We start from the raw sequence: 17,864 nt of genomic DNA on the forward strand, positions 1-17,864 counted from the left end.
GCAGAAGGTCAAGGCGAACCTCGCCCGATTCTCCAACCGTGAGGCGGTGGCCAAGTGACTCTCATGGTGAAGGCCGAGGGCGTCCACAAGTCCTATGGCCCCGCGCACATCCTCAAGGGCATCGACCTCGAGGTGAACAACGGCGAGGTGTTCTGCCTCATCGGCCCGTCCGGCTCCGGCAAGTCGACCTTCCTGCGGTGCATCAACCACCTGGAGAAGATCAACGCCGGCCGGCTCTACGTCGACGGCGAACTGGTCGGCTACCGGCAGAAGGGCGACAAGCTCTACGAACTGAAGGACAGCGAGGTCGCCGCCCAGCGCCGCGACATCGGCATGGTCTTCCAGCGCTTCAACCTCTTCCCCCACATGACCGCCCTGGCCAACGTCATGGAAGCCCCCATCCAGGTCAAGGGCGAATCACGGGCCGTCGCCCGCGAGCGCGCCGAGCGTCTGCTCGACCGGGTGGGTCTGGCCGACAAGGCCGGGAACTACCCCTCCCAGCTCTCCGGCGGCCAGCAGCAGCGCGTCGCCATCGCCCGCGCGCTGGCGATGGAACCCAAGCTGATGCTCTTCGACGAGCCCACCTCCGCCCTCGACCCGGAGCTGGTCGGCGACGTCCTCGACGTCATGCGCGACCTCGCCGAGTCCGGCATGACCATGATCGTCGTGACCCACGAAATGGGCTTCGCCCGCGAAGTCGGCGACAACCTGGTCTTCATGGACGGCGGCGTCGTGGTCGAATCCGGCCACCCGCGCGACGTCCTGACCGACCCGCAGCACGACAGGACCAAGGCATTCCTGTCCAAGGTCCTCTAAGCGGGCTCGGGAAGGGGCGGTACGAGAGCCTCCGTACCGCCCCTTCCTCGTTCGAGGCTCCGGTCGGCTGAACGGCGGTATGTCGCCTTGCGGCGGCCCGGCCGGGGCCGGACCGTTTTCTCGCCGCGACCGTGCGCCTGATCGGAGACCCTCTGTGGACGCCCCGCCGACGATGACGCTCGGGCCGGACCGGTCGGCCGAGCGTGTCGTGCGGCCGCGGCGCGCGCTCCGCGCGGGGGCCTCGCAGGTGCTGGCCGCGGCCCTAGGGTTCGTCCTGGGGCTGCTGCTGCCAGGGATCGACGGCGGGTACCAGGTGGCCGCGGAGCGGGCCGTCGACGTCCTGAAGGTCGTCGGCCTGGGCGTGCTGAGCGTCGCGACGCTGATCTTCTCGGTACTGTTCCTGGTCGTGCAGTGGGCGGCGGGGAACTTCAGTCATCGGCTCGTCCTGTTCCGGACCGATCCGGTGGTGTGGCGGCTCTTCGCCCTCGTGGTCGGCGTGCTGGTGTTCTCGGTCACGGCGACCCTGGCGATCGGCTCGCACCGCACCGTGTCCGTGGCCGTGCCCGCGACGGCCACGGTGCTGGCCGCGACCGCTCTCGTACAGGTCCGGCGGCTGCAGTTGAAGGCCCTGAAGTCCATCCAGCTCGCCCACGTCCTCGCCGATGTACGCGACCGGGGGCGGGAGGTCCTGCGGGCGATGTACCCGTCGCCGAACGGCACGGACGGCGCCGTGCCCGACGCTCACGAGGCGCGCGCCCTGCCGGAGGTGACGTCGACCGTCGTCTGGGCCGGTGACACCGTCCTCGTGGCGCAGGTGGACTGGCTGCGGCTGGTAGGGGTGGCGACGGGGGCGGACGCGGTGGTGGTCGTGAAGGTGGCGGTGGGGAGCACGCTCTACCCGGGCGACCTGGTGGCCGAGGTCCGCGGTGCCCGTGTGCCCGACGCTGAGGTTCTGCGGGCGGTGGTCGGCGAGATCGAGCGCACCTTCCACCAGGATCCGACGCTCGCCTTCCGGCTCCTCGCCGACATCGGGCTCCGTGCCCTCTCCCCCGCGATCAACGACCCCGCGACCGCCGTCCAGGTCCTCGACGCCGTCGAGGGCCTGCTCCGTCCGCTCGCCTCCGCGGAGCTGGGCGACCGGTCGATCGCCGATGGCACGGGTGCCGTACGGGTGGTCATGTGCCTGCCTGGCTGGGAGGAGTTCGTGCGGGTCGGGTTCGACGACGTGTGCCGTGCGGCCTCGGACGCGCCGATGGTGCTCTCCCGCGCCCGGCACCTGCTCCTTCGGGTGCGCGAGGCGGCGCGGGAGGAGCGCCGGCCGGCCCTGGAGGAGCGACTGGCCTGGGTGGACGAGGAGCTCGCGGGCAGGCACCCGGCGTTCCTGCGCGAGGCCGCCGACTGACCGCTGATCGCCCTACTCGACGGGCTTGTCCAGTCGGCCGAGGCGACGGCGGCCCGTCCCCTCCGGTACCGCCGCGCTCTCCCGCAGTCCGTCGGGGGTGGTCTCCGAGGCGCGCCGGTACCAGCGGCCGTACCGCCCGGCGAGCGCCGGCGCGGAGACGCCGTGCAGCAGGACGCTGAGGGCCACCGTGAACGCGACGACCCGGCCCAGCAATGTCGTACCGGGGACGTGCTCCTCCACCATGAGCAGGCCGAGGACGACCGAGGCGAGTCCTCGTGGCCCGAACCATCCGATGTACGCGACCGTCGGGGCCCGCAGCCCGCTGCCGAGGAGCGAGAGGGCGACGGGCACCATGCGGACGACGGTCAGGCTGAGCAGGGCGTAGACGACGATCTGCCAGGTCAGGTGTTGCAGGGTAGGTCCGAGGAGCACGGCGCCGAAGAGCATGAGGCTGATCGAGGCCAGCAGCCCGCCGAGGTTCTCAGCGAACTCGGGCGTGTCGTCCCGGCCTTCCCGCTTCTCCTCGGGGCCCGTCCCGAAGTGCCGGAGCGCGTGTCCGAAGGCGAAGCCGGCGACCCAGGCGGCGATGAAGCCGCTGCCGTCGACGACCACGGCCAGTTCGTAGGAGGCGACGGCCACGGCGAGGACGTACACCTGTCCCCACTCCCGCGTGACCCAGCCGCGCGCTCGGGCCGCCGCGAGGAGCCGCCCGCCGACGCCGCCGACCAGCAGCCCAAGGACCGTGCTGAGCACCAGCGCCCGCCAGAAGGTGCCGGCCACGCCTTCGGCGGCGTAGGAGGTGCCGGGGATCGCGGCGAGGAAGACCACGAAGAACGGCAGCACCATGCCGTCGTTGAGGCCGCTCTCCACGTTGAGGCCCTGCCGGACGAGCCCCGGCACGCGCGGGTCGGACATGGCGCTCTTGCCCAGCGCGGCGTCCGTGGGCGCGAGGATCACGCCGAGGAGCGCGAGTTCCCACATGGTGAGCCCCGGCAGCAGGGGCCAGGCGAGCAGCCAGCCGACGGCGATGCTCAGCAGGAGCCCGATCCCGAGCAGCCGACGGGGCAGGAAGCCTCCGGTGGTGAGGTCGCGGCGGCGGACGGTCATGGCGTCGGTGAACAGCACGAGCGTCAGGGCGGCTTCGAGGAGCACCATGATCGGCTCGGCGTCCGGTGCGAGGCTCACGAGGTCGAGGACGGCGGGTCCGATGAGGATGCCGAAGCCCGTGAACACGATCGCCGACGAGACCGGCGTCGACGCCAGGCGCCGCGATCCGAGGGCGTACGCGGCGGTGACGCTCGCCACCGCCGCCACCGTCCACGCGCCGCCGCTCATCGCTCCGCTTCCTTCGCGCCGTCCGGCCGCTCGTCCCTCACGTTCCCGATGATGCCGCCCCGGCCGCCGCCGGCTGGTCGGTGTCGCCGTGCCAGGTGGGCCAGCCGAGCAGCCGGGGGCGTTCGGTCACCCAGGCGCGGGTGTCCGTGCCGATCTCCGCGGAGATGAGCGACTCCAGGAGCTGGGAGTAGCGCAGCAGGAGGTCGCGGTGGGCCGGGTCGGCGGCGAGGTTGTGGACCTCGGCCGGGTCCTCCTGGCGGTCGTAGAGGACGACGTCGTTGTCGGCGAAGAGGGCGTCCAGGTCCTCCGGGCGGTTCGGTCGGAGCGGGGAGAAGTACCGGCCGAAGGTGTAGCGCTCGTCGGTGTAGCCGCGGAGGAAGCCGCGCTTGGTCCAGTCGGGGCGCAGCGCACCGGACTGGATCCGTTCGTTGGCGTCCGGGTCGGCGAACTCGAACCAGAAGTTGGCGTCGAGGGTCGTGATCGACTCGACGGCGGTCAGGACGCCCTCGCGTACCGGGGATCCGTCGAGGACGGACAGCAGGGAGTGGCCCTTGAGCGCGGGATACCGGTCGGCGATCTGTGCCTGGTCCACGCCCGCGCAGGCGAGCAGGGTCGGTGCGAGGTCCACGGACGACGCCAGCGCGTCGGTCCGGCCTCCGCCCTGGACATCGGGGTGGGAGAGGAGGAAGGGGACGTGGAAGTTCTCGTCGTAGACCAGGTTCCCCTTCTGCCGCAGGCCGTGGGAGCCGGCCATCTCGCCGTGGTCGGAGGTGAAGGCGACGACGGTGTGGTCCGCCTGCCCGGAGGCCTCCAGCGCGTCGAGCACCAGCTCGACGCTGCGGTCGACGTCGCGCAGCGCGTTGAGGTAGAAGTTCAGGCCGTCGTACCAGTGCGCGTCGTCGGCCACTGGTCCGAAGACGGTCTCGAGCATCCGCGCGAACTCGGCCACGGCGGGGGCGGCGCCGGACAGGTCGTCGTGCAGGCTCGGGGGCAGCGGGAAGTCCCAGCGCTTGCGGTACACGGGGATGTCGGCGGCCGCCTTCGCGACCACGGCGTGGGCGAGCCCGAACGGCAGCTGGACCTGGGGGGAGCCGCCGTAGTCGAAGCTCATGATGTCGTGCGGGTTCACGAAGTTGACGGCCATGAACCACGGGCGGTCCTCCGCCACGACCGGTGCGCGGTTGCGCAGCCAGCGCACGGCCTGCCCCGCGATGACCGGGTCGATCTTCAGCCCGGCCCAGGCCCCGCCGTCGATGTCGCCCCAGTCGTTGAACTCGCTGAACCCGTACGGCTCCAGGGCGTCCGTCGTCGGCTCGGGACGGTCCGGAGTGATGTAGGCGTTCGAGAGGTGCCACTTGCCTTGATAGGTGCAGTAGTAGCCGGCCTCGCGCAGCATCGTGCCGATCGTGCCCAGGGCGGGGTCCAGGGGACGGATGTACGGCATGTTGTCGTTGTCGTAGATCTCCGTGATCGGCAGGTGCTGTCCGGTGTAGAGCACGGAGCGGGCGGAGCTACACATCGCCGAGGCCGAGTAGAACCGGTCGAATACCGTCCCCCGCGCCGCCAGCCGCTCCCGGGCGGGCAGCGAGAACCCGTCGGGGCGTGGGACGACCGCCCGCTCCTCGTCCGTGACGATCAACAGGATGTTGGGGCGACGCGTCATGGCCACCTGCCCTCCGACGTGGTCCGCACCCGTGCGACATGGCCGGACGGCGCAGATGCTCGATCATTGGCCCTCGCCCGAATCTACGGCGCCCCCCACTCCCCCGCCCGCGCGGCGCGGCCACGTGCCGCCGTCCGGGTGACGCCGGAGGGGGTGGCGCTAGCCGCCCAACTCCCGCTCCGCGACGGAACGGAAGCTGTGTGCGGGGCGGCCGGTGACGCGCTGGACGGTGTCGGTGACGCGGTCCTCGGCGCCTTCGGCGATGGACCGGTCCATGGCGGCGAGCATCGTGGCGAACTCCTCGGGCATGAAGGCGGTGAGCCGGTCGCGCAGCTCCGCGTGCGACAGCTGCCGGTGGGTCACGGCGCGCCCGGTGACCTCCGTGACGATGGTGGCGATGTCGTCGTAGCCGAGAGCCTCGGGTCCGGTGAGGACGAGGTCGGTGTCGGGGGCGTGGACGTCGGTCAGGGCGCGGACGGCCACGGCCGCGATGTCCTCGGCGTCGACGAAGCCGACCCGGCCGGTTCCGGTGGCGGTGCTGACGACGCCGTCGGTCCGGATGCTCTGTGCGTGCACATGGTCGCCGGTGAAGTTCTGCATGAACCAGGACGGCCGCAGCACCGCCCATTCGTCGAAGATGCCCGGCAGCGCCTTGTGGACCTGGCCCACGGCGGGCCCGCCCTCGGGGATCGCGGAGGAACTCAGCAGCACCGCGCGCCGAACACCCGCGGCGCGGGCCCTGCGCAGGAAGGGCAGGACGACGCCCGCGGGGTCGGGGTCGCCCACGGGCGGGATCACGTAGACGCGCTCGGCGCCGTCGAGGGCGTCGGCGTGGCTCGCCGGGTCGTACCAGTCGAACCGGACCGGCTCGGCGCCGGCGACGGGCGTGCCCCGGCGGCCGGCCGCCCGGACCGCGTGGCCCGCGGCCGTCAACTGGGCGCACGTGCGGCTGCCCGTGGTCCCGGTGGCGCCGATGACGAGGGTGGTTCCGGCGGCGGTCATCGGCTGCTCCCGGCGAGGTCGACGCCGGCGTCGAGGACGGCGAGCGGGTTCCAGTAGTCGCGGTAGGAGGTGAAGCGCCCGTCCTCGACGGTGACGACGGCGATGTACGTCATGTCGAAGGGGCGGTCGCCCTCCACGAGCCGGCCGACGCCACGCATCTCGACGACGATGGTCCGCGGCTCGGTGGTCTCGTGGATCCGCAGGTCGGCTTCGGGGAAGTCGTGCACGTCGATGCTGTCCGGATAGGGACGCATGTACGCGGCGATCGCCTCGCGTCCGTCGAGCCGCGACGGCATTCCCGGGGGCGCGAAGGGGAACTCCATCACGCCGTCCTCGGCCCAGAGGCCGACCCAGCCGGGGATGTCCTTGTCGAGCAGGAGCCGCAGGCTGTGGCGGTACAGATCCGCGGGTGAGGCCGATGCGGGTACGGACATGGGTATGCTCCGTTCTCAGAGAATACGGACCGGGGGTCCGCTTGCAGAACGATACGGACCAAGGGTCCGCTTTTCAACCGGAGGAGCTCGTGACCCTGCCCCAGCCCGAGCGGAGGACCCGCAAGGACGCGGCGCGCAACCGACAGGCCGTCCTGGAGGCCGCCGACGCCCTCTTCGCCCGCTCCGAGCGCCCCGAGGACCTCACGATGGCCGACATCGCGGCGGCGGCGGGCGTCGGCAAGGGAACGCTCTTCCGCGCCTTCGGCGACCGCGCGGGCCTGCTGCGGGCCCTGTACGAGGCCCGCCTGGAGCCGGTCGTCGAAGCCGTCGAGACAGGCCCGCCACCCCTGGGCCCGACCGCCCCACCCCAGGACCGCGTCCCCGCCCTGCTCGACGCGATCCTCTGCTTCAAGCTCGACAACCGCCCCCTCGCCCTGGCCCTGGAGGAGAGCGGGACGAGCAGCAGCCCGTACCAGGCCGGGCACTACGCGCACTGGCACGACCGGCTCCGGTCCGTCCTGGAACAGCTCCCCGCCCTGCCCAACCCCGCCTTCACCGCCCACGCCCTGCTGGCCGCCACCCGCGCGGACCTGGTCGAACAGCTGGCCGGGAAGGAAGGCGTGCCGCGCGAGCAGCTCAGGGCCCAACTGGCGGAGTACGCAAGCAGAGTCGTCACCACGTGTTAGCGGCACACCCGGGCCTCGGGCCCGGGGCCGTCAGTGGTCCGTATGGACTCGACCGGCGCCATCAAGGTCACGTCAAGGAAGGGACGCAGGCGGGTGGGGGCGGGGATAGCTTCGAGTGCGCGCCTCGGGTGCTTGGTGCATCCGGGGCCTCAGTTGCCGCTCGCGGTCCCTATGGAGGGTCCCATGTGTCTGTTCCAGTACGACGACGATCCGGAGCCTGAAGAACCTGAGCCGGCCGGGCCTCTCTACGTGCCCGTCCGGCCGGGGCGGGCGGAAGTGGTGGTGCGGCTGTTCCGCACCCCGCTCGGAGCCCGTACCGCAGTTGGGTTCACCAGCCAGGAGCGACTGGCCGCCACCCTTGGCGCCGACCAGCCCTGGATCCGGCTCACCGAGTCCGCGCTCCGCGCCATCGCCGAGCCGATCGGCGCGTCGATACTGACCGTCGACCCGACCCTCACCGCACCCGCGGTCACCGTCGGGGCGATCGGATCCCCCGCCACTCCGGTCCTGCCGGCCCCCGGCACAACCACCACCCAGGCCGCCTAGGCCGTCGACACCCTCCGAGGGGTGGGGCGACCTCACCCTTCAGAGATGGTGAACTGTCGAAGAAATAGGGACCGCCCGGCCTTGCCCCTCGCTCGGCCGGGCGGTCCTCTTTTGGGACGACCGTCTCTGTGGCGGGTTCCTCACGCCCGTCCGGGCCCCCGCTTCCGGACTGGGCGTTTTCTGGTAGTGATGGTCAATCACCCACCGACCCACGCCACGGGCGGTCGTCCGCCCCCCATGCCGATCATTCTGCGATCCGTTTCGGTCAGGATCCGCCCTTGCTGACGCGGCCCTGACGGTGTTCGGGTCCGGATTCACGCGTTGTTGACAGCCGACCTGCCGGGTCGCCCGCCTCCCCGACTTGCCTGGAAGGAAAGTCGGGGTTAGCTTTCCTGGTAGGAAAGTAGAGCGGGGACGCGGGAGGGCATGCGACGTGAGCACACCGGTGAGCGCCGAACAGGCATGGAGGGACCTGCAGCGCATCCGCGTGCCGCAGGAGCGGGTGTACGACGAGGTCGAGCGGTCCGCCGCCGGCGGGCGGGGCAGCACCTGGGCCACGGCCGGGCTCATGTGGCTCTTCCTGGCCGGTCTGGGCCTGGACCTGCCCGGGTGGGGCGTGGCGCTGGTCATCGCCGCGTACGCCGCGCTCCTTGCCGTGGTGGGCACGGTCCAGAACCGCCGGAGCCGGGTGCGCCTGCATCACACCCGGTGCACGTGGCGGATGTTCGCCGCGTTCGGCGCCGGGGCGTTGGTCACCGGCGGCACGACCCTGCTGTCCGGCCGTCTGGTCGACTCGCTGGATCCGATGGCCGGCAGTCTGATCCAGGCCACGGTCTCCGCGACGGCGTTTCTGCTGTTCGTCGGGCCCACGAGCCGCTGGGCCGCCCGATCGGTGCGGGGCCGAGGCGTACGGGCCGTGGGCGCGGCGGATGCGGGGGCCGAGCGATGAGTATTCCCGCCGGCTTCGACGAGCTGATCCATCCCGCCACCCGGCTGTCCGTGGTCTCGTTGCTCGCCGCCACCGAATGGGCGGACTTCGCGTTCGTCCGCGACAGCCTCTCGCTCAGCGACTCCGCGCTCTCCAAGCGGCTGCACACCCTGGAGGAGGCCGGCTATCTGGAGCTCCAGAAGGACGGCGGCGGCCGCAAGCGGCGCACCCGGGTACGGCTGACTGACCGCGGCCGCTCCGCCTTCGAGGGGCATGTGGCGGCTCTCCGGGCGATCGTCGAGGGCGCCGGGTTCCCGGCGGCGACCGACGCACCCGCACCGGCACCCCATGCCTCCTCGGGGGCCGGGCGATGACGCTACGGAACACCTCCGCCGAGCCCGTCGTCCACGCGCGCGGCGTGCGGATGGCGTACGGCGACATCGATGTCCTGCACGGCGTCGACCTGGACATCGACCGCGGCGAGGTCTTCGCGCTGCTCGGACCCAACGGAGCCGGGAAGACGACCACGGTCGAGATCCTGGAGGGCTTCCGGAGGCGTTCCGGCGGTGACGTGAGCGTCCTCGGTACGGATCCGGAGCGCGGCGACGACGCGTGGCGCGGCCGGATCGGGCTTGTCCTGCAGTCGTGGCGCGACCACGGCCGCTGGCGGGTCGCCGAGCTGCTGACGCACTTCGCCACGTACTACCCCGACCCCCGCGACCCGGCCGAACTGCTCGCCCTGGTCGGTCTCACCGAGCAGGCCGGCCGGCAGGTGGCCCGGCTGTCCGGCGGGCAGCGCCGGCGTCTCGACGTCGCGCTCGGCATCGTCGGCCGCCCCGAACTGCTCTTCCTGGACGAGCCGACCACCGGCTTCGACCCGGAGGCGCGGCACGAGTTCCACGTCCTGGTCGAGCGGCTGGCCCACGACGAGGGCGTCACCGTGGTGCTCACCACCCACGACCTGGTGGAGGCCGAGCGGCTCGCGGACCGGATCGCCATGCTCGTCGGCGGCCGGATCAGGGCCTGCGGCACGCCCGAGGAGCTGGCCCGGCGGGCCGCCGCCCGGGCCGAGGTCCGCTGGACGGCCCTCGACGGGACGTCCCACCGCCAACGCACCGAGGATCCCTCGCGGTTGGTCTGGGAGCTCCACCGGGACGCGGAAGGGCCGATCGCCGGCCTGGAAGTCCGCCGCCCGACGCTGGAGGACACGTACCTGCACATGGTGCACCGCGAGACGGACGACACGGCCGAGGAGGCACAGGTCGCATGACGAAGACCCCCAGGACGAACGCCTGGCGTGCCGGGCTCCAGCGCGGCCGCATCGAGCTGCGGCACCTCCTGCGCAACGGCAAGGAGATGTCCGGCCACCTGTCCAACGTGGTCGTCGCGGTCGTCATCGCCACGTACATCGACGGCGACGTGGACGGCACCGCGGCCCCGATGGCCCACCTGGTCCTCGCGGGCTTCGCCGCCTATCTGCTGTTCCAGATCGGGCTGATCAACCTCCCGCAGATCCTCGTGACCGAGCGCGAGGAGGGCGTCCTGCTGCGGCTGCGCGCCACGCCCGGCGGGATCCCGGCCTACCTCGTCGCCAAATGCGTACTGATCGTCGGTGTGGCGGTCGGCACCCTGGCCCTGCTCCTGGCGGCCGCCGCGCTCCTCGCGGACGGGCCGCTGCCGCACGGGCCTGGCGGCTGGCTGACGCTGCTGTGGGTGACCGCGCTCGGGCTGCTCGCCGTCGTACCGCTGGGCGCGGCCATCGGAGCCGTACTGCCCAATCCCCGCGAGGCGTTGGCGCTGATCATGCTGCCGATGCTGGGGCTGCTCTTCACTTCGGGGGCGGTGTTCCCGCTCTCCGCGCTGCCCGGACCGGTCCAGCAGGTGGCCTCGGTCTTCCCGCTCAAGTGGACGGCGCAGGGGCTGCGTTCGGCGCTGCTCCCGGACTCGGCACGGACCGCCGAGGCGGCCGGCTCCTGGGAACTGCCCATGGTCGCCCTAGTCCTGACCGCCTGGGCGGTCCTCGGGTTCCTCCTCGCGGTGCCCCTCCTGCGCCGCGCGGCCCGCCGCGAGACCGGCTCCCGGCTGTCCGCGCGGCACCGCAAGGCGGCGCAGAGCGGCGCCCTGCCCGCGTAACGACGGAAATGCCGCCGCCGGTTCCACGAAGCCCATGGGCCCGTGGAACCGGCGGTCGGCGGGGGTCGTCGCTAGAGCAGTCCGTCCGCCACCGCTCCGAGGGAGAGGGCGGGCAGGAAGTTCAGCAGCGCCAGGATCACGGAGGCGGCCGTGGCCAGGACGACGAAGCCGGCGCCCTGCGCGCGCAGGGTGCCCACCGTGACGACACCGGGCTGCTGCTTGGCCAGTCGGCCGGCGAGTGCCAGGACGCAGACCATCGGCAGGTAGCGCCCGGCCAGCATCGCGAACACCATCAGCAGGTTGTGGAAGTCGGTGGCGCCGTTGAAGCCGGCCATCGCGCTGCCGTTGCTGTTGGTGTTGCTGGTGTACGCGTAGATGAGCTCGGTCAGGCCGTGCGCCCCCGGGTTGCCCATCGAGCTCTGGCCGTGCCCGAGGGCGAGCGCCAGACCCACGCAGGCGAGGATCACGGTCGGCGGGATCAGCGCGTAGGTGACGACCCAGCGCATCTCGCCGTAACCGATCCGCTTGCGGAGGTACTCGGGCGTGCGGCCGACCATGAGTCCGCCGATGAAGACGGCCACGAGGACCACGATGATCAGGCCGTACAGACCGCTGCCGGTGCCGCCGGGGGCGATCTCGCCGAGCATCATCGCGGACAGCAGCACTCCGCCGCCGAGGCTGGAGAAGCTGTCGTACGACGCGTTGGCCGCGCCGTCCGCCGAGCCCGTGGCGGCCACGCCGAAGAGGGTCGAGGCGGGGATGCCGAAGCGGGCCTCGGTGCCCTCGTACGGTCCGCCGACCGCCTCGGTGACCGTGCCGGTGTGGGTGGACTGGGCCAGCGTGCCGGCCGCGAGCAGCAGGCCGAAGAGGATGCCGACGACGGTGAGCAGCGTCCAGCTCTGCTTGAGGCTGCCGATCATCCGGCCGAACATGCGGATGCAGGCCGTCGGGATGAGCAGCATGAGCACGATCTCGAACGCGTTGGTCCACGCCGAGGGGTTCTCGAAGGGGTGGGCGCTGTTGGCGTTGAAGACGCCGCCGCCGTCGCCCGAGAAGAGCTTGAGCGCCTCCCACGAGGCGGCGGGCCCGCCGAGCAGGGTCTGTTCGCCGCCCGCGACCGTGGAGACGGTCTGGCCGCCGCCGAGGCTCTGGACGACGCCGCCGGCCATCAGGACGAGGCCGCCGAGGACCGCGATGGGCAGCAGGACGCGGAAGACGGTGCGGGACAGGTCGACCCAGAAGTTGCCGAGGTCGGCGGTCGAGCGCCGGTTCAGGCCCCGGATCAGGACGAGGGCCACGCAGATGCCGACGGCCGCGGACGCGAACGCCTGGACGCCGAGGCCCGCCATGACGGCGAGGTGCCCGGTGGTGGACTCACCGGCGTAGTTCTGCCAGCTGGTGTTGGTGGTGAAGGAGACCGCGGTGTGCAGCGCGAGCCGCCACGGCATGCCCTCGTGCCCCGTGGACCAGGGCAGCTTGTCCTGGAACGTGAAGAGGGTGAAGAGCGCCGCGATGCTCATGACCGTGAAGGCGAGCAGGGCGGTGAAGTAGTGCCGCCAGGTCTGCTCCCGGTCCGGGTCGACGCCGCAGACCTTGTACAGCACCTTCTCCGTACGGCTGTGTCTGCCGCCGTCGAGGACGCGCGCCATGTAGTCGCCGAGCGGGACGTGCAGTCCCACGACCACGGCGAGGATGATCGATGCCTGGATCCAGGCCGCCATGATCAGGCTCCCTGCTTCGGATACGTGCGGTCGAGCGCGATGTTGAGCTCGACGACATTGACGACGGGCTCACCGAGCACGCCGAGCGTGCGGCCGGTGGTGTACTTCTCGATCAACTCGCGGACCTCGGCCTCGCCCGTGGACCGCTCGCGCGCGACGCGCGGCGCCTGCAGGGCGGCGTAGGCCGGGCTGATGTGCGGGTCGAGGCCGCTGGCGCTGGCGGTCACCGCGTCGGCGGGGACCTTCGGGGCGGCCGGGGCGTCGCCGCGGACGGGCGTGGCCACGGCCGTGCTGTAGTCCTCGCCCTCCTTGGCGCACTCGACCGTGACGCCTTCGTACGCGGCGCGGAACGGCTTGGCCGGGCAGACCTGGTTGAGGCTGACGACCCGGGTGACGCGACCGCTGGTGCCCCCGTCGCGGAAGACGCCGAGGACCGCGCCGACGCCGTCGTCCGTGCAGTACGGACGCGAGCCGTCGACGCCCTCGAGTGCGCCGACCGCCTTGCTGCGGCCGCACACCAGGGTGAGCAGGCTCGGCTTGTCCGGGGTGTCGACGATGGACTCGGGGCCCTGGTTTCCGGCGCCCGAGGACGTGGCGTCGTAGCCCGTACCGGCGTTGGACGGCCGGGACTGGAAGTACCGCTCGATCGGGTTGCCCTTGTCGTCGGTGAAGGACTGGCCGATCAGGGACGAGCCGGCGAGCTTGCCGTCGACACCCTTGACCGTGGAGCCCTCCGCCTTGTCTCTCAGCCCTGGCACGTGGGCCGCGGCCGTGAGGGCCAGGGGGTAGAGCAGGCCGGTGAGCACCGTGAGGACGAGGACGACCCGGAGTGCGGCGATGTGCTGGGCGAGCCAGTGCGGGATGCGTGTCATGGTCAGATCCCCGGAATGAACTGGACGAGGGCGAAGTCGATGAACTTGATGGCCAGGAACGGGGCGATGACACCGCCGAGTCCGTAGATCCACAGGTTGCGGGTGAGTAGCGCGGACGCGGACGACGGCCGGTAGCGCAGGGCGAGCGGGATCAGCGCGACGATGACGACCGCGTTGAAGACGACCGCGGAGAGGATCGCGGACAGCGGCGAGTGCAGGTCCATGATGTTGAGCCGACCGAGACCCGGGTACACCGCGGCGAACATCGCGGGCAGGATCGCGAAGTACTTCGCGATGTCGTTGGCGATCGAGAAGGTGGTCAACGCCCCACGCGTGATGAGGAGTTGCTTGCCGATCTCGACGATCTCGATGATCTTCGTGGGGTCGGAGTCGAGGTCGACCATGTTGCCGGCCTCCTTCGCGGCCGACGTACCCGTGTTCATCGCCACGCCGACGTCCGCCTGGGCGAGCGCGGGCGCGTCGTTGGTGCCGTCGCCGGTCATCGCGATGAGCTTGCCGTCGGCCTGCTCGCGCTTGATCAGGTCGAGCTTGTCCTCGGGCGTGGCCTCGGCGAGGAAGTCGTCGACGCCGGCCTCCTCGGCGATGGCCTTGGCGGTCACCGGGTTGTCGCCGGTGATCATCACCGTACGGATGCCCATCCGGCGCAGCTCGTCGAAGCGCTCCCGCAGGCCGGGCTTGACGACGTCCTTGAGGTGGACGACGCCGAGCACCTCGGCCGTGCCGTCGCTCGTCGACTCCGCGACGGCCAGCGGCGTGCCACCGGACGCGGAGACCTGCTCCACGGTCGCGTCGAGCGCGACCGGGACCTCGCCGCCCTGCTCGCGCACCCAGGCGGCGACCGCGGCGGCCGCTCCCTTGCGCAGCCGCCTGCCGTCGGGCAGGTCGACCCCGGACATCCGGGTGGTGGCGGTGAACGGCACCCAAGTGGCGCCTTCGACGACGCGCTCGGTCAACTGGTGCTTCTCGTAGGCGTATTCGACGATCGACCGGCCCTCGGGCGTCTCGTCGGCGAGCGAGGAGAGGAGCGCGGCGCGGGCGAGCCGCTCGACCGGCTCCTGGCCGACCGTCAGGAACGCGCCGGCGCGCCGGTTGCCGAAGGTGATGGTGCCAGTCTTGTCGAGCAGCAGCGTGTTGACGTCGCCGGCGGCCTCGACGGCCCGCCCGGACATGGCCAGGACGTTGCGCTGGACGAGCCGGTCCATGCCCGCGATGCCGATCGCGGACAGGAGTGCGCCGATCGTGGTGGGGATCAGGCAGACGAGCAGCGAGACGAGGACGATGCCGGTGACGCCGTCGGCGGTCAGGGCGGCGGTGTCGTGCGCGGCAGCCATCGCGTCCTTGGAGAAGATCGCCATCGGCTGCAGGGTCACGACCGCGACCAGGAAGACGAAGGTCAGCATGACCAGAAGCAGGTTGAGCGCCAGCTCGTTGGGGGTCTTCTGCCGGTTGGCGCCCTCGACCAGGCCGATCATGCGGTCGAGGAAGCTCTGCCCGGGCTCCTGGGTGACACGGACGACGAGCCGGTCGGAGAGCACCCGGGTACCGCCGGTGACCGCGCTGCGGTCGCCGCCGGACTCCCGGATCACGGGCGCCGATTCGCCGGTGATCGCGGACTCGTCGACGCTCGCGGCGCCCTCGATGACGTCGCCGTCGCCGGGGATCAGCTCGCCGGCGGGGACGGACACGATGTCGCCGCGCCGGAGCTCCGAAGCGGCGACCTCCTCCTCCACGTACGAGCCCTCGCCGGCGCCGGGCTCCCAGCCGGCGAGGCGGCGGGCCACGGTCTGCTGACGGGTCCTGCGCAGCGTGTCGGCCTGGGCCTTGCCGCGGCTCTCCGCGACGGCCTCGGCGAGGTTGGCGAAGATGACCGTGAGCCAGAGCCAGCCGGTGATCAGCCAGCCGAAGCCGGTGGGGTTGAAGAGCGCGATGCCGGTGGTGAGCGTGGCGCCGACCTCGGTCACGAACATGACCGGGTTACGGAACAGGGTCACCGGGTTCAGCTTGCGCAGGGCCTGCGGCAGGGCGCGCCACAGCTGCTTCGGATCGAGCATTCCGGCACCGACCCGGCGCGGACGCTCGGGTGCGGACGGCTGGTGGTCGACCGCGGGGGCGGGGCGTTCCCGCACGGGAGCGGACATCAGAAACGCTCCGGCTTGATCAGGGCCACCACGAGGTAGCCGAGCAGCGCGACGGCCACGATCAGGCCGACGATGTTTTCCACGGTCATCAGAGGACCTCGTACTCAGACAGGAAGGGGACGGACGGGGTGCTGTGTGCACAGCGGTGAGTGGTCCTCCGCCGGGGGACCCGGCGGAGGACCGTGGGAGAGGGAGCTTTCTGACGGCTCTAGAGGCCGATGTCCCGGCGGCTCATGTCGTCGAGCGACTCGCGGCGTACGAGCGTGCGGGCGGCGCCGTCCTTCACGGCGACGACGGGCGGCCGGCCGACCAGGTTGTAGCCGGAGGCCATGGAGAGGTGGTACGCGCCGGCCACCGGCACGGCAAGCAGGTCGCCGGGGTGGACGTCCTCGGGCAGCGGGACCTCCTCCGCCAGCACGTCTCCGGCCTCGCAGTGGCGGCCGACGACGGTGACGAGGCGGGGAGCCGCGGTGGAGTGACGGCCGATCAGGCGGGGTGAGTAGCGCACCCCGTAGAGCGCGGGCCGGGGGTTGTCGCTCATGCCGCCGTCGACGGCGACGAAGGTGTGCGACCCGGTGCGCTTGACGGAGAGGACCCGGTAGACGCAGACGCCGGCGGGGCCGACGACCGCCCGGCCCGGCTCGATCGTGAGCCGGGGCACGGCCAGCTTCACCTTGCCGCAGCCGTCGTGCAGTTCGGCCAGGACGCGGCCCGCCAGCACCTGCACGTCGAGGCTCTCCTCGCCGGGCCGGTAGGCGATGCCGTGTCCGCCGCCGATGTTCAACTGCGGCAGCTCGACGCCGTGTTGCTCCCTGATCCGGGCCATCAGGCCGATCATGCGCCGCACGGCGGCGATGTACGGCTTGACGGAGGTGATCTGCGAGCCGATGTGGCAGTGCAGTCCGACGAGTTCGAGGCGGGGCTGGTCGAGCACCCGGGCGACCGCGTGCTGCGCGGAGCCGTCCGTGACGGAGAGACCGAACTTCTGATCCTCCGTACCGGTCCGCACCTTGGCGTGGCCGCCGGCCGCGATGCCGGGGACGACCCGCAGCATGACCTGCTGACGGGAGCCCTGCGGCACGATCGCGGCGAGGCGCGCGATCTCCGAGGGGCTGTCGACGACGATCCGGCCGACACCGAGGCGTACGGCGGTGTCGAGGTCCTCGGGGCTCTTGGCGTTGCCGTGCAGAACGATCTTCTCGGGCGGGAAACCGGTGGTGACGGCGAGCGTCAACTCCCCCGCCGAGCACACGTCGAGGCCGAGTCCTTCCTCCTGGACCCAGTGGGCCATGGCCCGGCACAGGAACGCCTTGGCGGCGTAGACGACATCCGCCTCGGGGAACGCCGTGCGGTACGTACGGCAGCGCTCCCTGACCTCGTCCTCGTCCAGGACGTAGACGGGGGTGCCGAACCGGGCCGCGGTCTCGGCGAGCGACACACCGGCGACGCTGACGTCCCCGTCGTGCTCGGGACGCGTGGAGCGGGGCCAGATGGACAGGCCGTCGGTCTCGCCCTCGGCGGGCGACGGCACCAGGGGTGACTCGAGCGATACGGACACGACGCCTCCTCAGCCGATCAGAAGGTGGACGCAGGAGACGAGCGCGGCGGCGCCCGTCACACGGAGGACACCGACGTGCTGCGGGTCCCAGTTCCGCCAGGAGCTCTCGTCGTCGCGGGCCTTCGAGACCTCGTGGGTGTTCGAGACTTCGTGAGTCTTGGAGACGTTGTGAGTCTTGGAGCCGTCGTGGGTCTTGGAGACGTCGTGAGGCTTCGAGACGTCGTGGGTCTTCGAGACCGCGGGGGCGCAGAGCTGCGGGTCGACGGTGAGGGCGGTGACGCCGAGGGGCGCGACGAGGGAGCGCAGTGCGGGCTCGGAGAGCCTGATACAGGCGTGGTCCGGGCCGAGTGTGGCGGCGAGTCCGGCCTCGGACGTGAATCCGACGGCCGTGCGGTCACCCAGAGGAGTACGGAAGAGGCGGGCGCTGTAGCCCGCGGGTCCCGACCGGACGGGGACGAGAAGAGGTCCGGCCGGGATCCGTTCGGAAGGCTCGGGGTCCTCGGAGTGTTCGACTTCAGACATGGCAGTGCCCCTCGAAAAGGTGATGAAGTTGCGGTGTCGCCCGGCCGGGTGGCCGTGCGTGCTCCGAGATGAAGCTATGCCCGCCGG

At 71.7% G+C, this 17,864-nt stretch carries 18 protein-coding genes; 8 read left to right on the forward strand and 10 right to left on the reverse strand.

The features are described from left to right. Positions 1–54 precede the first annotated feature (54 nt). Together ACWCO8_RS04610 and ACWCO8_RS04615 are read left to right on the forward strand one after the other, a co-directional pair. The gene (locus ACWCO8_RS04610; RefSeq protein WP_393497911.1) at positions 55–816 is read left to right on the forward strand and encodes an amino acid ABC transporter ATP-binding protein; all 762 of its coding nucleotides are present in this window, start codon (positions 55–57) and stop codon (positions 814–816) included. A gap of 154 nt (positions 817–970) precedes the next feature. Beyond that, positions 971–2,218 (forward strand): DUF2254 family protein, encoded by a 1,248-nt coding sequence (locus tag ACWCO8_RS04615; protein ID WP_451030899.1) that lies wholly within the window; start codon positions 971–973, stop codon positions 2,216–2,218. 12 nt (positions 2,219–2,230) lie between these two features. On the opposite strand, the gene ACWCO8_RS04620 is transcribed toward ACWCO8_RS04615, so the two are convergent. The 4 genes from ACWCO8_RS04620 to ACWCO8_RS04635 all read right to left on the reverse strand — a co-directional run bounded on the left by ACWCO8_RS04620 (position 2,231) and on the right by ACWCO8_RS04635 (position 6,652). After that, positions 2,231–3,553: a cation:proton antiporter gene (locus ACWCO8_RS04620; RefSeq protein ID WP_451030900.1), complete on the reverse strand. Its 1,323-nt coding sequence runs from the start codon at positions 3,551–3,553 to the stop codon at positions 2,231–2,233. A gap of 37 nt (positions 3,554–3,590) precedes the next feature. After that, positions 3,591–5,216 (reverse strand): sulfatase-like hydrolase/transferase, encoded by a 1,626-nt coding sequence (locus ACWCO8_RS04625; protein ID WP_451030901.1) that lies wholly within the window; start codon positions 5,214–5,216, stop codon positions 3,591–3,593. Positions 5,217–5,375: 159 nt separating this feature from the next. Continuing rightward, the gene (locus ACWCO8_RS04630) at positions 5,376–6,218 is read right to left on the reverse strand and encodes an NmrA family NAD(P)-binding protein (protein ID WP_451030902.1); all 843 of its coding nucleotides are present in this window, start codon (positions 6,216–6,218) and stop codon (positions 5,376–5,378) included. Then, complete coding sequence (locus tag ACWCO8_RS04635) at positions 6,215–6,652, reverse strand: nuclear transport factor 2 family protein (RefSeq protein WP_451030903.1); 438 nt, start codon at positions 6,650–6,652, stop codon at positions 6,215–6,217. The genes ACWCO8_RS04630 and ACWCO8_RS04635 overlap by 4 nt, the downstream gene beginning before the upstream one ends. Positions 6,653–6,741: 89 nt before the next feature. On the opposite strand from ACWCO8_RS04635, the gene ACWCO8_RS04640 reads away from it, so the two are divergent. The 6 genes from ACWCO8_RS04640 (at position 6,742) to ACWCO8_RS04665 (ending at position 10,945) form a co-directional block, all read left to right on the forward strand. Further along, positions 6,742–7,338 carry a TetR/AcrR family transcriptional regulator gene (locus ACWCO8_RS04640; protein ID WP_451030904.1) on the forward strand — a complete coding sequence of 199 codons (597 nt, stop codon included), beginning with the start codon at positions 6,742–6,744 and terminating at the stop codon, positions 7,336–7,338. 183 nt (positions 7,339–7,521) lie between these two features. Then, on the forward strand, positions 7,522–7,884 hold the full coding sequence (locus ACWCO8_RS04645; RefSeq protein ID WP_451030905.1) for an SAV_915 family protein: 363 nt from the start codon (positions 7,522–7,524) through the stop codon (positions 7,882–7,884). A 433-nt stretch (positions 7,885–8,317) separates the two neighbouring features. After that, positions 8,318–8,833 carry a hypothetical protein gene (locus ACWCO8_RS04650; protein WP_451030906.1) on the forward strand — a complete coding sequence of 172 codons (516 nt, stop codon included), beginning with the start codon at positions 8,318–8,320 and terminating at the stop codon, positions 8,831–8,833. Beyond that, positions 8,830–9,186 (forward strand): transcriptional regulator, encoded by a 357-nt coding sequence (locus ACWCO8_RS04655; RefSeq protein WP_451030907.1) that lies wholly within the window; start codon positions 8,830–8,832, stop codon positions 9,184–9,186. Before ACWCO8_RS04650 ends, ACWCO8_RS04655 begins: the two co-directional genes overlap by 4 nt. Continuing rightward, a complete protein-coding gene (locus ACWCO8_RS04660) occupies positions 9,183–10,082 on the forward strand; it encodes an ABC transporter ATP-binding protein (RefSeq protein WP_451030908.1) in 900 nt (299 codons plus the stop codon). Before ACWCO8_RS04655 ends, ACWCO8_RS04660 begins: the two co-directional genes overlap by 4 nt. After that, positions 10,079–10,945 (forward strand): ABC transporter permease, encoded by an 867-nt coding sequence (locus tag ACWCO8_RS04665; protein WP_451030909.1) that lies wholly within the window; start codon positions 10,079–10,081, stop codon positions 10,943–10,945. Before ACWCO8_RS04660 ends, ACWCO8_RS04665 begins: the two co-directional genes overlap by 4 nt. A gap of 71 nt (positions 10,946–11,016) precedes the next feature. Here ACWCO8_RS04665 and kdpA read toward each other — a convergent pair whose 3' ends face one another. The 6 genes from kdpA to ACWCO8_RS04695 form a co-directional block, all read right to left on the reverse strand. After that, entirely contained in the window at positions 11,017–12,666 is a 1,650-nt protein-coding gene (gene kdpA, locus ACWCO8_RS04670; protein WP_451030910.1) for a potassium-transporting ATPase subunit KdpA, read from the reverse strand. A gap of 2 nt (positions 12,667–12,668) precedes the next feature. Then, entirely contained in the window at positions 12,669–13,538 is an 870-nt protein-coding gene (locus ACWCO8_RS04675) for a potassium-transporting ATPase subunit C (protein WP_451030911.1), read from the reverse strand. A gap of 2 nt (positions 13,539–13,540) precedes the next feature. Continuing rightward, positions 13,541–15,697: a potassium-transporting ATPase subunit KdpB gene (gene kdpB, locus ACWCO8_RS04680; protein ID WP_451030912.1), complete on the reverse strand. Its 2,157-nt coding sequence runs from the start codon at positions 15,695–15,697 to the stop codon at positions 13,541–13,543. Beyond that, entirely contained in the window at positions 15,697–15,786 is a 90-nt protein-coding gene (gene kdpF / locus ACWCO8_RS04685) for a K(+)-transporting ATPase subunit F (RefSeq protein WP_384509140.1), read from the reverse strand. Before kdpF ends, kdpB begins: the two co-directional genes overlap by 1 nt. Before the next feature lie 119 nt (positions 15,787–15,905). Continuing rightward, positions 15,906–17,255: a diaminopimelate decarboxylase gene (gene lysA, locus ACWCO8_RS04690; RefSeq protein WP_451030913.1), complete on the reverse strand. Its 1,350-nt coding sequence runs from the start codon at positions 17,253–17,255 to the stop codon at positions 15,906–15,908. Between the two features lie 9 nt (positions 17,256–17,264). Then, complete coding sequence (locus ACWCO8_RS04695; protein ID WP_451030914.1) at positions 17,265–17,777, reverse strand: SAV_915 family protein; 513 nt, start codon at positions 17,775–17,777, stop codon at positions 17,265–17,267. Between the last annotated feature and the right edge of the window lie 87 nt (positions 17,778–17,864).

The organism is Streptomyces sp. NPDC001927 (assembly GCF_053594455.1).

Coding starts and splice junctions, on each gene's coding strand:
- ACWCO8_RS04630 (WP_451030902.1), bottom strand. CDS start 6,218: ATGACCGCCGCCGGAACCACCCTCGTCATCGGCGCCACCGGGACCACG.
- kdpA (WP_451030910.1), bottom strand. CDS start 12,666: ATGGCGGCCTGGATCCAGGCATCGATCATCCTCGCCGTGGTCGTGGGA.
- ACWCO8_RS04620 (WP_451030900.1), bottom strand. CDS start 3,553: ATGAGCGGCGGCGCGTGGACGGTGGCGGCGGTGGCGAGCGTCACCGCC.
- ACWCO8_RS04635 (WP_451030903.1), bottom strand. CDS start 6,652: ATGTCCGTACCCGCATCGGCCTCACCCGCGGATCTGTACCGCCACAGC.
- ACWCO8_RS04655 (WP_451030907.1), top strand. CDS start 8,830: ATGAGTATTCCCGCCGGCTTCGACGAGCTGATCCATCCCGCCACCCGG.
- ACWCO8_RS04675 (WP_451030911.1), bottom strand. CDS start 13,538: ATGACACGCATCCCGCACTGGCTCGCCCAGCACATCGCCGCACTCCGG.
- kdpF (WP_384509140.1), bottom strand. CDS start 15,786: ATGACCGTGGAAAACATCGTCGGCCTGATCGTGGCCGTCGCGCTGCTC.
- ACWCO8_RS04645 (WP_451030905.1), top strand. CDS start 7,522: ATGTGTCTGTTCCAGTACGACGACGATCCGGAGCCTGAAGAACCTGAG.
- kdpB (WP_451030912.1), bottom strand. CDS start 15,697: ATGTCCGCTCCCGTGCGGGAACGCCCCGCCCCCGCGGTCGACCACCAG.
- ACWCO8_RS04695 (WP_451030914.1), bottom strand. CDS start 17,777: ATGTCTGAAGTCGAACACTCCGAGGACCCCGAGCCTTCCGAACGGATC.
- ACWCO8_RS04625 (WP_451030901.1), bottom strand. CDS start 5,216: ATGACGCGTCGCCCCAACATCCTGTTGATCGTCACGGACGAGGAGCGG.
- ACWCO8_RS04660 (WP_451030908.1), top strand. CDS start 9,183: ATGACGCTACGGAACACCTCCGCCGAGCCCGTCGTCCACGCGCGCGGC.
- ACWCO8_RS04665 (WP_451030909.1), top strand. CDS start 10,079: ATGACGAAGACCCCCAGGACGAACGCCTGGCGTGCCGGGCTCCAGCGC.